This window comes from Streptomyces sp. NPDC026538, assembly GCF_055567535.1.
The window spans coordinates 524823-538343 of sequence record NZ_JBVHQG010000002.1 but is presented as its reverse complement, the minus strand read 5'-3'; the positions used below and the strand labels follow the sequence as shown (position 1 = coordinate 538343).

Genomic DNA, 13521 nt, shown 5'->3' with positions numbered 1-13521 from the left:
GTGTCTGCTCCTCGCCCTAGTCAGGCGGACTCTGCGTCGCTTACGGCCTCGGTGACGGTGTCATTGTCGGCGTCGATGATGGACGTCTGGACGGCGGCCTTCGTGCCCGTGCGCGTCTTCGATGTGGCGGCCTTCGACGCGCCGCGTCCACGGCTGACGGCGGACGGACGCCAGGCCCGCAGTGCATCGTCGGTCAACCCGAGCTCGCCCTGCTTCTGCTGCCTGAACGCCAGGATCTCGGCGGCCGGCGACGCCCCGAACTCTGGGTCGTACTCGCCATACCACTGCTCCAGCCACGGCTGCAGCTCAAGTAGCCCGGCCAGGTAAGGCACGAGGTCGTCGTCGCTGAGCCCAGCCTGCTGGATGTACGAGGCGAGTGCGAGGGCCTGCTCCAGGTGATCCCAGCCGGCCCACCCGTACAGCTCCGGCGACTGCGCGTTGACCGTGCCGTAGGACACGAACCGCTCCTTGGGCACATCCAGCTTGCCGCGCGCACGCCAGTAGCTCGGCTTCAGGAAGTCCGCCGAGGTGTACTTCGGCGGCACGGGCGTCCGCTCGCGGACCTTCCGCTTGGCGGGCTCGTCGGGCGCCGCGTCCTCCTCCCGCTGCAACTCCCAGACCTGCTCCCAGTCAGCACGCTTCTTCAGCCCGGTCGGCTTGTACCGCAGCGCGGACACGAACGGCACATGCTCCTCGGACAGCAACTCCCGCACGGTCTTCACGAGGTCCTGCCGGGGTGCGTACAGCTCGGCAACGGACGTGAAGTCCTCGTCGGCGGACAGGCTTTCGGCGAGGCGGGCGAGTGTGGTGACGGTGGGATTGCCGCTGGCGTCGAACCAGTACGCGCGGTCCTCGACCCGGTCGAGCAGCCAGGACTTCAGCGCCTTCTGCCGCATCGCATCCCAGCCCTCGGTGGCCCAGCGCCGCTTGTACTCGGGGCGCTCCACCATGCCGATCGCACGGTTCGACTCGATGACCTCGATCCGTCTCTGCACGAGCGCCTGATAGTCGGCGGGCCAGTGGGCGGGGATCTCCGTGATCGGCGTCGAGCCGTGTCGCTTGAACCACTCGCCACTGGCCTCACCGGCTGCTACGCGTCGTGCGAGCACGATCTCGAAAGCCCGCTCGCCGAGGGCAAGTTCGGGCACGGCGGAGGCGTCGGGCAGGCGTAGATCCTCGGAGTGCAGGTCGTAGAGGGAGTACACCTGCCAGTCCAGCTCCTCCTGGAGGGCGATCATGCGGGCGCGGGTGGAGTTGTAGTGGGCTTGAGCTTCGCGCAGGGCGGTGGCGGTGGGGACGGCCTCGGTGGCGAGGGCGGCGGGGGACGTCGTGGAGAGCTGCTGGGCAAGGGCGTCAAGCTCGGTGGCGAGGGCAGCGGGATATCTGGCGGGTAGAGGGAATTCCTGGAGCTTGGTCCCGGTGAACTCGTAGAAACGCTCCCATGCCTGTGATTTGTAGCCCTCGTTTACGCCCTGGCCGCCCTTGTCATGACTCACCATCTTGAGCCAGAACCCGGCCGTGGAGCTGTTGAGCAACCCAAGCAGCGCCAGATGCTCTTCCGTTGTGGCGTCATCACGGAGCTTGATTACCTGTGCCGAGTCCTTCACAGGGAGTCGGCCGGTCTGGAGGTAGAAGTGATTATGCGTTGCGACTTTTGCGTAAACGATCAGCTTTTGAGCTTTGACGCGGGAGCTGTAAACCTCACGCCATGCAATCCAAGGAATTCCCCGGTCCAGCATAGTGATACTGAAGCGCTTACGAAGTTCCAGTACGTGACGCAGTGGCCACATGAAGCGCAGCAAGTCCTCGATCTCTGCACCCTCGAGGAGCTTCATATCCTGGTCGTACGGGCTGGTGAGCCAGGTGGCGGCGGTGAGTCCCCAATCTCGGACTTCATCGCCATTGGCGACAGCGGTGGGCCTGGCACCTCGTTGGCGGGCGGCAGCAGTGTTCACCGAACCAAAGGCGTTGTCCTCGCCAGTAACGATAGACAGGCCGAGTTCTTGTGACGCAGTTCGCAGGGGCTTGCCCGCGCTATCGACGAGCTTCAGGATGTCTGGTGCGGCACCTCCCGTGAGACTCCATGGATGCTTTGACAGGTCGTCACGTTGCGTGTCGCGAACGCTGATCCAGTCGCTCTCGGAGTCCGGGGAGTCGGTCTGTTGAGTGATAGCCCGCCAGACGAGTCCATCTTCCGCCTTCTCCGGAGCCGCTGGCTCCCCCTGAACGCTCCGGACCGTGCGGATGGTGGCCCGGCGAGGGCCCGTGTAATCCAGCGGGCGGCCGATGAGGATGACCGTCGGCGTCCCATGCCCTGGGATGTACGCGCCCGACGTGTCGATGACCTCTGTCAGTTCGACCTGATCCCGGAAGAAGCTCTCGATCAGCTTCTTTCCGAACTCCCTCTTCATGAACGAGTTCGCTGTGATCTGGCCGACCATGCCGTAGCCGAGCCCGGACTTCGCCTCGTCCCGAACCGCAAGCTCGAAAAAGCGCTGCGCGAATGGGACTGACAGTGCGTACGTACCCGCGCACGCGTTGTACAGCTTGCGATACAGCTCGTTGAGTGTTTTGTCCTTGACTGTGATGTACGGAGGATTCCCCACCACGACGTGGTAGCGGCCCCGGTTCAGGATCTGCGGGTACTCGAACACGTCCTCCGTGCTCAGCGCGTAGTACGGGTCTTCGGCGTCGCCCGATTCCCCACTGTCGCCAAGGCTCAGCTGCTCGTCGCCGAAGAGACCCTCCTGCCGGTGCTCCGTAGGCAGCAGCGAGTCGCCCACCGCGAGCTGGATCGGCCACTCGTACTTCCGCGCCTCTGCGAACGTCCGCATGCCGCTCGCGGCCATCGCCGCGACCAGGAGCCGGAAACGGGCCACTGCGACCGCGAACGGGTTGAGGTCCACCCCGTGCACCGAGTTCAGGGCCGCTCGCACCCGCTCGTAAGCGCCGACCTCGGGCCGCTGCTCGGCCCACATCCGCACCAGACGCCGGAATGCGCCGAGTACGAAGTGGCCGGACCCGCAGGTTGGGTCGATCATCTTCAGCTCTTCGAAGCCGAACTCCCGCACTGCTGGGGTCATCGTCCGGTCGAGGATGAACTCTTCCACGAACTCTGGCGTTTGCAGCAGCGCGTACGTCTTGCGGGCCGACTCGCTCAGGTCCTGGTACAGGTCGCCCAGGAACCGAGTGTCCCAACCCTCGGTGCCGTCCGCGCTCAACGGGTCGCTGAAGTCGTGCACGAGGACCGGACCGCCAGTCCCTTCGTCCCCGCCGGTGCGCTGCTCCCGCCAGAACGCGAGCAGCGCGCCCGCGCCGTCGTGCGAGAGTGGGATCTGGTAGAGCGGGTTGTGGTCGCGGTCGAAGAGCAGCCGCCCGGCCTGCCCGGCGCCCAGTTCGGCGAACGCCGTCTCCAGCCACCCTCGATACGTCGGGTCGGCGTCTTTCTCCAGGTATTCCTCGTACCGCGCCTGGGCTGTCTCCCGCCCTGCCACGTCGGGGGAGGTGATGTAGGGCTCGGCGATCAGCCGGTTGTCCTCGCTGAACCGCACGAAGACTGTGCCGAGCACCCAGGCCACCGCGACCTGGGTGATCCGCTCGCCGAGCCAGGCGTTCCACGTCGCCGACGTACGGCCCAGCTTCCGGGCCTGCTCATACTCGCCGCGCAGCCGCGTCCCGACCTCGGGGACGGCTTTGACCTGCTGTTCCAGATCGGTCTCTGCCGCCTTGACCTGCTTCTGCAGGTCGGCGAGGAGGATCTTGCGGTCGATCACGAACGGCTCCTGAGGAGAAAAACGAGAGGACGGAAGAAGATCAGGTTAGGAGGAGGGGCGGGTCAGGCGTCCGGCTCGAGGTGTTTGCGCGCGACCCAGGCGTCAGGCACAACGATCCACTCGTCGAACCCCGCCTGGTACGGAACACTCTGCCCGGCCAACCGCGGCGCCCGTGCCGGATCGGACTGGGCGATGAGCAGCCACAGCGGGCTGCCGCCCTGCCGAGCCTCCTCCGCGAGCCGCCCGAGCAGGTCGAGCGCGTCGTAGCGGGCCAGCACCGCAGTGTCGGTGAGCAACAGCGGACCATCGGCCTCCGCCAGCCGCTCCCGCAACCGCGGCTCGATCCGCCCCCACGCCTTGTCGGTGCGTATGCGCAGCTGCTGGTGAGCCCGACTACCCGGCTCGGCGGCGTCCGCCTTGAGGACGGTCTCCCAGGTCGGACGGGCAGCCTCGCCGACCACGCCGCGCAGTTCGGCCACGAACAGTCCGGTCACCGAGACCGGCCGAGCCCCGTATGGCTCGCCGGCCAGCCGCCGCACCGCGTCCTCGGCACGCCGCTGGGGCACGGTCAGGACCCGGAAGCCGTCCTGCTGCGCCGAGTGCATAAGTCGCTGCTCAGCCTTGACGGCAGCGGCGACGGCCGCGTCCGCGTCGTACTGGGTGGGGGCGGAGCGGCGAGCCGCCGAGGCGCCCCAACTCGCTGAGGTCAGCCCGGCAGTGGCGTCCCCGGAGGGGCGATCCGGGATGAGCCGGAGCACCTTGTCGTAGCGGGTGGCCAGTTTCAGGTCGAAGCCGGCCTGCTTCAGGGCGCGGACCAGGGCGCTGCCCGTGGGCAGCTCGCGCGGCGCCAGCGGATCGGTGCCCAGGTCGGGGAAGCGGGTGGCGACTCGCTTGTGCAGCGCATCCACCGTCAGGCCCGGCTGCCGCTCCTCCTCGACGCCCGGCTGCACGGCGACCACGCCGGCCTGGGTGATCCGCAGCGCACGCACCAGGTCCAGGTCGCGCGGGTAGATCTCCAACCGCGGGGTGAGCGCGGCCCGGGTGGAGGCGGCGACCGCGATCTCGGCCGTGCGCCGTTCGTCCCAGCCCAGGCTGCCCGGTGGCCGTCGCACCGCATCCAGCTCAGTGAGGACCGTGCTCGCCGTCGGCAGGGACTCAAGCGCCGCGAGCCGGTCGGCCCGCGCGCCTAGGTTCAGCGCGTACTCCTGCAGGGCGGGCAGCGCCGGGGTGTCCGGACCGTCCACGTCCTCCCGGACATCCAGGGCGAGCAGGCCGAGTACCGGATCGGCGCCCTTGGGCATGCGGGCGTGGAAGTAGCGGAAGAGCGGCGGGGACTCGTTGTCGTAACTCTCTCGTTCGACCACCGCACGCAACAGCGACAGGGCGAGTGCCCGCCGGTTGCGCCGCTCCACGTGCTGGGTGCCGCGCCGGGCGATGAGGGCGTCGGCGAGCTCGATCACCGGGGCCACCCGGCCGCGCTCAGCCAGAAGCTCCACCACCTGCTCACGCAGCAGCCCCAGGGCTGCGTCCTTGTACCAGCGCTCGCGCGCCTTCTTCACGATCTGCGGGATTCGGCCCGCGGTCAGGCCCACCGCATCGGCGACGTCCCGCTGCCGGACCCAGGCCAGGCCCCCGGGCAGCGTCCCTGTCTCATCGGGCAGCCGCAGCAGCAGCCGGATTGCTTCGCGCTCCTTGGCATTGGAGCGGGCACTACCGCTGGATGGCTTCGGTACGAGACGGGCGGCGAGCGCGTCCAGGCTCAGACCGCCCAGCACTTGCGGGTCGGCGCCGTCCCCGTCGGCGGCGACCGACTCTGCGACCGCCCGCTCCAGGTCGGAGAGCTCCTGGCCCGCCGCCTTGCGGGCCTCCGCGCTGAGCGGCGCGGGAGCCGCCTTGCCCAGGCGTGCGTTCCACTCTTTCTGCCGGCGCTGGATCTCCTCCCGGGTGCGCGAGCCCATGCCCGGCGCGGTGAGGAACTTCTTCGCCGAGTAGTCCAAGACGTCCCCGACGGTGTTCAGCCCCATCGCGAACAGCTGCGACTGCGCTGCGACCGTCAGACCCGCCACCGACAGCGGCGTGTTCCGGTCGGCGCGCTCGGCCTGCTGGTCGCGGACCTGCTCGGCAGAGACGTCGTCGTCCTCCCGCCCGATCCGCGGCTGCGCCGCCGACCCGGCAACCGCGTCGGTGCCGCCCTTCGCCCCGCGCCCCGACTTCTCACCGTGACCCGTGCTCGGCGCCGTCGTCTGCTGTGCGTCTAGGAAGATCCGCTGCCAAGCACGCTCCATCGGCTTGAGATCCGGAAAGCGGTCCTTCACATCCCGGGCCAGCGCCTTACGGAAGAACGCCACCAGGCCGTCCCGGACGGCCGGCTCAAAGGCGTCTGCCGCCAGCTGCGGGTACGGCCATTCCTTCGCATCCGTCTGCCGGGCCGTGACCGAGCCGTCACCCCAGCGGGGCAGCTCGTTCGACGCCATCTCATGCAGTGTCACGGCCAGCGCATACCGCTCGGCGTGCCCGTCGTACGAGCCGCGCGTGATGACGCCCACGAACGGGTCGAGATAGCCCTCGGTCCCCGCCTCGATTTCCTTCGCCGGGTACCCGGCGAGCGAGAAGTCGATCAGCACCAGCTGACGGGTGCCGTTGGGGCGGACCCGGATCGCGATGTTGTCCGGCTTCAGATCCCGGTGCCAGATCCCCTCCGCCTCCAAGTGCTCCACAGCACCGAAGAGGTACTTCCCGTACGCCTCCAGCTGGTCCATGCCTAGGCGGCCGTTGTCCCGCAGCTGGCGGGCAACGGTGTCCTCCCGGCGGCGCGGCCCCTTACTCGCACTGCCGTCCTGGTCCTTCAGCTCCCGGCTGTCGCCCACGTACTCCAGGACCAGGACCCGGCGCCCCGCCAATGTCAGCGGCTGCGGCTCGTACAGCGAAATGATGCTGGAGTCCCTGTGGATCCGGCCCAGGACCTCCGCCTCACGATCCAGGACAGCATGCTTGGCCTCGCTCAGCGCGACCTTCAGCACGGCCACCGGCAGGCCGCCGCTGCGCCGAGGCTCGCCCTCCAGATCCCGCACCAAGAAGGCCCGCGCGGTCGAACCTGTACCGAGGCGGCGTACAACTTCCCAGCGTCCGGCCAGTACGTCCCCGGCCACGGCCTCCAGCGGGTCCTTCTCCGGCTCGGATCTTTCCTCGCCCACGCCTGCGGCTGAACCGCCGTCCCCGCCCGCGACTGCAGCCGCATCCCCGCCGCCCGGGACCTCCTCGACGAATGCCTGCTCGACGTACTCCAGCATCTCCAGGAAGTCGTCGACCGTGGACAGACGCCGACCCGGTTCGTACGCGGTGGAAGCCTCCACCAGATCGTCGATGTCCGGATTGAGACCGTCGACGAGCGCGCTGGGACGCAGACTCTCGCCGGCCTCCAGACGTGCCATGACCTCGCTCTGGCTCGCGCCAGGCGCTTGCCCGGTCACCAGCAGATACGTGAGCACGCCGAGCCCGTACACATCGAGGCGCACTGGATCGGCCTTCGGAATCCTCAGCTCCGGAGCCAGATAGGGATCAGCCTGCTCGGCGACATGGAACCCCGTCACGTTAGTCGGAGCCAGGGTCAGCGGCCGGCCGCGGCTGGAGCTTTGCCCAGTGGCGATCTGCCAGTCCGCGATCTGCGTCCACGGACGCAGCCAGCGCTGCTCTTCGCCGAGCTCCCGCCCGCGTGGACCGCGGTCGCGCGGAATCACATGCACCGCGTGCGCCGACAGCGTGCGGTGGTGGACCCGCCGGGAGTGCGCGGAGCGCACCGTCTCGGCAAGCTGCCGCACCAGCGCGAGGCGCCCCTGCAGATCGAGACCCTCACCGTGCTGGACCAGGTAATCGTCCAGGCGCAGCGTCTCCGGGTGGTAGTCGAAGAGGATCGCGGGCCCGGCGGGATGCCCCGACGGCAGATAATTCTTCAGCTGTACCGCACCGGGATGACGAAAACGGCTGAGTACCGATGCCTCGCGGGCGGCGGCACGCTCCACCGAGCGCCGCTCGTCGTCGGAGGCACCACGTTCACTGAGGAAGACCCGCACCCGTGCCAGATCGTGCAGCTGCGAATGGCGTCCCAGATAGTCGGCCCAGGACGGCCCGGAGTCGAACGCCTTCGCCTCCAGGAGGTAGGAGCCCACCTCGTACTGGCGGCGGATCGATGCGATACGGAGCTTTTTCAGGGCTGCATCGACAAAGCGGGATGCCTCGGCTGTGATCTGGTAGCGGGCGTCTCCCGGCGGCACGGCCAGCATCTCCACCAGCTGCTTGACCGTGAACACGCCGTTCATGTCGGCAGCCGGAAGGTTCACCTGAAGCTTGTCGTCCGTGAAGCAGACAGCCTCACCCACCCAGATCTTCGTTCGGTGCGCGGGCCGACCGGAGACGCCGTTAATCAGGCCCGACAGCTCCTTGGCCTTCCGGTTCGCCAGGTGCAGCGGGTTGCCGTGCCGACGGCTGGTCCCGCTGGGCGTGGTCTGCACCCAGTCGTTGCCGCCGCCGTGGACCGAGCCGTGCCAGTCCTTCAACTCGACCAGGAAGACCCCGGCCGGCGCTACCACCAGAAGATCGACCTCACGGACGTGCCCGCTGTTCGCGGTGAACATGAAGTTCGTCCAGGCACGCCACGGTTCCTCATCTGGCAGACGCCGGCGGATCGCCTCAAGACCACGGCGCTCGTGCTCATACTCGGACTCGGTGACCGTCGTCCACCGGTCTTCCAGCATGCGGCTCCCCGTCCGTGTCTGTAAGCCTGCCGTAGTTCCTGCCGCTGCGTTCAGGAAGCACAGCTCAACCCTCGGACCGAATCCTAAAGGGTGTCACTGACATCAAGAGCGGCCTGAGCGTGCTACGACCGAGGCCGCGGAATCCCAGACGTGGCGTCGATGGAACGGGGCAGAGTGCGCCGCGAACGAATGTGCGCGGGATCGCCGGTTTTACCAACCGGCGATCCCGCGCTACGTTGCCGCGCTCGTGTGCGCCAATGATCAGCGTGAACGGCTGACGGCTGGGTCGGCCGTAAACATGGGCGTGGCCGGGGGACTGGTAGCGAGGCTGGTCCTGTGTTCGCGGCCCGCAGGCTGTGCCTGGTGCGTGCCGGTCTCATGGGCGAGGGTTTCGGCGAGGCCGGCCAGCAGTGAACTCGGGGTGTGCGGGGATGCGGTGATGGCCCAGGTGGGCCGGTCCGGTCCGGGGCCGGCCCAGACGGTCCAGGTGGCCAGGTTCTGATTCGGGTGTTGTGCTGTGGAGGCGTCGAACTGGACGCCCACGTTCCCGTCGGGGGATGTCCAGCGGATCCATCGCCCGTCCACGGTGTGCTTCCATCCGGCGTCGGAGAGCGGCTGGGTGGCCGCGGTGACCCTCTTCTCGTCCACCGGGACGCCGGTGGTCGTGTCCCAGCCGTCGCCGTCGGCGAGGTGATTCAGAAGTTCCGCTATCACCGGGGCGGGGGTGGCGCCGGTCGCGGTGAGGACCCACATGCGGTCGGAGACGGGCGTCTCGTAGGCGGCTACGGTCCACGCGGTCTCGTGGGCCGGGGTCTCGTGGACGCGCTCGATGCGCAGGGTCTGCGACTCGTGGATGACGTGGGTTGTCTCGTCGGACCAGGTCCGCCACTTCTCGAACTCGCCGTGCCGGTCGAGGAAGGAGTCGAGGAGGGCGTCGTGGTCGCCTGCATCGGCCAGGTAGACGGGGACGGTCTCCGGCTCCGGGCAGTGAGGCCCGGGTTTCGCTGCGCCGAGGTCCAAGGTGGCGCGGGCCTCGACGGCGGCGCGCTCGGCGTCGGTCAGGGGTGCCGGACCGGGGCGCATGTCGGTGCGTTGGATCTCCTCGAAGGCGAGCAGGGCCTGGGCGGGTGAGTCGAAGGTGTCGGCGACCTGGCGCAGGTGGTCCTCGCCGTGGAGGTAGACGGACTTGCCGTTGCGGCCGAGGTACGTGCCGACCGCGACGGTGGTGTGGCCGTCGTGGGCGTGGGCGTGGATGAGGAGATGGCCGTAGCGGATGTCGTCGTGGATCTTCTGCGCCTGGTTGGAGACCTCGCGGATCTCGCTGCGGGTGCACCACGGCATCGGATAGTCCGCCCAGGTCCATTCCTCGTCCATGGCCTCCCGGAGTCGAGGGGTGATTTCGACGGTGATGCCGCCGGCGGACAGGTGATTGGCTGCATCCTCAGCCCAGTAGGGCTCCTCGTGGTCGATGCGGGCCAGGACCAGGACGTTGTCGGCGAGGACGGCCCAGTCGGCTGCCTCCAGAGCCATGAGAGCGATGCGGGCCTGGCTGCCGGTCAGGACAGCGGTCACGGCGCTGGGATGGGTTGGGTGGGTGTCGAGGCGGACGTGAGCGTCGATGGAGGTGGTCACGTTGGGTGTCGTCTCTTCTGCCGGTGGCCGGGCCTTCGGGTCCGGCCACCGGCGTGAGTGGGGTGTTATCGGATTGCTCGCGCGGCGCGGGCGGCGTGAGCGGCCGTCGTGGTCGGCGGGCCGGCGCGAGTGGCGGGTGCCGGGCGCGGCCGTGGTGGCGGGACAGTTCCGGTGGCGTGCTGCCAGCGGGTGCGAACGGCGCTGATGTCGGCGAGGGAGCGGCGGGCGCCCACCACAAGCTGGAAGGGGGTGTTCGCCGGGTCTCCGGCGTACGCCGAGATGCGCCGGCCAGCGTGATCGGCGGTGGCCAGGAGAGAGCGCTGCAGGGCACGTTCGCCCCAGTGCTCCACGGAACCGGCCGGTTCGGCCAGCAGGCGGAGCACCTCGCCGGGTTCACTCGCGTTGTCGAGCAGGCCGCGCTGTTGGGCCTCCCATAGGACGGTGACGGGGTCGACGGGCTCGCGGCGGCGGGCCAGGGCGGTCAGGCATTGCCACAGGCCGGCGTGCAGGGGCCGGGTGAGGTCGTCGGGGAGCAGCCACCGGACGGACTCGATGTCGGCGGGGTGGGCGGTGGCGGTCGCGAGCAGCAGTTGCTCCTCCTCGACCGCCTCGGTGCGGTCGGTGGTGATGGCCGGCGGCGGTGCCGCGGTGCGGGGCAGCACTCCGGCGCGCGGCGGGAACCGGCTCGCGATGTCGTCCACGACCGCGGTGAGCGCGTCGGCCTCGGCGAGTACTGTCTCGACTGGGTGCGGGTGGGTGGCGTCGTCGACGCTCTGGATGAGGCGTTCGGCGGCCGTCTGCAGGCGCCGGCGGGCGTGTTCGGCCTCGACCATCCGGGCGTAGGCCGGTGCGTGGCGGGGCCAGGGGCAGACCTGGACGAGGGTGTGCAGGTAGGAGGCGGTCAGCCCGCGCGCCTGTTCGCGCCCCGTGGCGAGCACTTGGTCGAGCCATTTGGTGTTCTTCGCGTGCTCGGCGGGGTCGGGCGGAGGCAGGGTGCTGATGGCGGTGAACAGGGCGGCGTGCGCGGCGGTGGAGAACGAGTCGGCGGCGATGCCGGTCACGTCGCCGAGGCGGTGTGGATGAAGGAGGAGGGCGCCGAGGAGGGCCTGCTCGACGTGGAACACCGGCTGCGGCGGTGCGATGGCGTCGAGGTGGTCTTCTTCGGGTTCGGGGACGTGGGGCATCAGGCTGCGAGGGTGAAGTCGTCGGGGTTGAGGGTGACGCCGAGGTGCGGGGCGAGGAGGTGGCCGGCGAGCAACGGCGGTACGGCGTTGCCGATCTGGGAGAACTGCTGGCCCTTGTTGCCGGCCCAGGGGTAGTCGGCGGGGAAGGTCTGCAGGAGGCCGGCCTCGCGGGCGGTGATCCGGATCGGCTCGGGTACCGCTGGTGTGTCCGTGTCCTCGGTCGGAGGCGAGGCTGGTCCGGCGACCCAGGTGCACTCGTTCGCGCGGTGCCCGAAGAACAGTGTGCCCGCCGGCTCGGACAGCGGGCGGACGGTGGCGTTCGCTTGGTTGTTGCTGCGCAGGGACCAGGACCAGCGGTGTGCGTCGGCGGTGAACGTCGGCGCCGGAGCGTCGGCGGCACGGTTCTGTCGTGCGCCGTGCCGTGCCTTCCAGCCAGTTCCTTCGCGGCGGGACTGCAGGAGCACACCGTCCGGCCTGGGCATCCAGGTGCCGCGCTCCCGGGCGTCGGAGAGCGACTTGCGGGAGCCCGAAGGGAACGGTTCGGGTCCGCCGCCGGGCCCGCCGCCGGCGCAGACGGTGGGAACGGGCCGGTCAGTCGCGCCCCATCCCAGGGCCTCTGCCATGCTGACCCAGCGGGCGCGGCCCGGACCGAACAGCGAGTCAGGCTCGGCGACCTGGGCGTGCGTGGGGGCGGGAGGCTGTGCCGTACGGACCCGGGAGGCGAGCAGGATCGCTCGCCTGCGCGTCTGTGGAACGCCGAAGTCGGCGGCGTTGAGGATCCCGTACCAGACCGAGAACCCCCAGGACCGCAGAACGGCCGCGTACTGCTTCCACAGCGGCAGGACGTCCGGCACTTCCTCCATCGCGACCCACTCGGGCTCGCCGACCGTGTTCAGGGCATGCAGGTAGCGCATCGGCTCGGCCGCGAGTAGGGAGCGCTCGTCGCGGCAGGCGGCGAGGAGGCGCTCGCGGGTGTCGAGTCCGGCGGCGAGGTCCTCCACTGCCGTGTGCACCAGCGGCTGGTCGAGCAGGCCGAGGCGTTTGCCGGCCATGCTCCATGCCTGGCACGGCGGGGAGGCGATCAGCCCGCGCGTGCGGCCGAGGAAGGGCCACGTCGGATACATGGCCACGTCGGTCCGGATCGTCAACTGCCCGGCGGCCACGCGCGTCTTGCAGGCCCATTCGTCCCATTCCAGGCCAACGTCGCGCACACCGAAGACGCCCAGTGCCCTGCTCCAGCCGCCCGGCCCCGCGAAGAGGTCGAGTATCACGTGGCCAGCCCGAAGTCGTCGCGGGTGAGAACGTCCGTGTCCCCGCGGCACGCCCAGGGGGAGCAGCCGTCCACGACGCCGTTCTCCAGCGCGTCGGCTTCGTCCGCGTCTATGCGCAGTGCTGCCCGTTCGGCGGCGGTGACGTGGTCGATCGGCGCCTGGCTCAGCGGGACGCGGGAGCGGTGCAGGAACGCCTCGCCGAGCAGTCGGCTGCCCGAGGCGTTGGCGCGGGCATTGCCTTGCCGGATGGCCGCATCGAATTCGACGACGTCCGCCCACTCGGAAGGGGATGTGTCCCTGATGTGCCTCCACTGCGCATTTCCGTGGAACGGGCATCCCAGGCAGCTCGATTTCGGTGTCTTCGCCAGCCCGAGCGAGGTCAGGTAACGAACGCAGTCCGCTCTGCTCCAGCCAAGGTCCAGGAGTGGATGCCGGTTGCGCATGTATTTCACGTCGGCGTCTTTGGCGCGGTGGAACTCGTCGGTGGAGATCCCCACCCACTGCTCAACGAACACGCCCTTGGGGATGCGCGAGGGGTAGGGGTGTCCGAGGAGTTCGCGTACCTTCTGCTTTATTGGTTTCACCTTGTATTCGCCGGTGCACTGCCTGCGGGTCATGCCGGGCCGCCCGTCCTTGTTCAGGATGTGCAGGGGCATGGAGGCGAAGCGGTGGTCCGGATTCAGGGCGTCGCTGCGAATGTTTCCGGCTGAGACGCGGAGGACCGGTATGCCGGCGGGCTTGGCTATCTCCTGTTCCAGTCGGTCCAGGTGAGCGTAAACGGCTTTGGGTTCCCATCCGGTGTCGGCGAATATCGCGTAGTCGACCTTCGGGAGGATCCCTTCGGCGGAAAGGGCGAGCAGGGTGCTGGACTGAACTCCCGCGCCCAGGGAAAGGGCACGGAATTGAGGCT

The 13521-nt window shown here is 69.1% G+C and carries 6 protein-coding genes; all 6 read right to left on the bottom strand.

Annotated features, from left to right (window positions below; genetic code table 11):
- Nucleotides 1–20 precede the first annotated feature (20 nt).
- Nucleotides 21–3773 carry a BREX-2 system adenine-specific DNA-methyltransferase PglX gene (gene pglX / locus ACZ4N4_RS09400; protein ID WP_467586223.1) on the bottom strand — a complete coding sequence of 1251 codons (3753 nt, stop codon included), beginning with the start codon at nt 3771–3773 and terminating at the stop codon, nt 21–23.
- Between the two features lie 62 nt (nt 3774–3835).
- On the bottom strand, nt 3836–8524 hold the full coding sequence (gene pglW, locus ACZ4N4_RS09395) for a BREX system serine/threonine kinase PglW (protein ID WP_467586220.1): 4689 nt from the start codon (nt 8522–8524) through the stop codon (nt 3836–3838).
- Nucleotides 8525–8785: 261 nt separating this feature from the next.
- A complete protein-coding gene (locus ACZ4N4_RS09390; RefSeq protein WP_467586217.1) occupies nt 8786–10156 on the bottom strand; it encodes an SPDY domain-containing protein in 1371 nt (456 codons plus the stop codon).
- Between the two features lie 65 nt (nt 10157–10221).
- Entirely contained in the window at nt 10222–11340 is a 1119-nt protein-coding gene (locus tag ACZ4N4_RS09385) for a DnaB-like helicase N-terminal domain-containing protein (RefSeq protein ID WP_360965113.1), read from the bottom strand.
- Nucleotides 11340–12611 (bottom strand): DNA cytosine methyltransferase, encoded by a 1272-nt coding sequence (locus ACZ4N4_RS09380; RefSeq protein ID WP_467586214.1) that lies wholly within the window; start codon nt 12609–12611, stop codon nt 11340–11342. The genes ACZ4N4_RS09385 and ACZ4N4_RS09380 overlap by 1 nt, the downstream gene beginning before the upstream one ends.
- Nucleotides 12608–13471, bottom strand: coding sequence for an adenine nucleotide alpha hydrolase family protein (locus ACZ4N4_RS09375; RefSeq protein ID WP_203349165.1), 864 nt, complete (start codon nt 13469–13471; stop codon nt 12608–12610). The genes ACZ4N4_RS09380 and ACZ4N4_RS09375 overlap by 4 nt, the downstream gene beginning before the upstream one ends.
- Nucleotides 13472–13521: the final 50 nt, after the last annotated feature.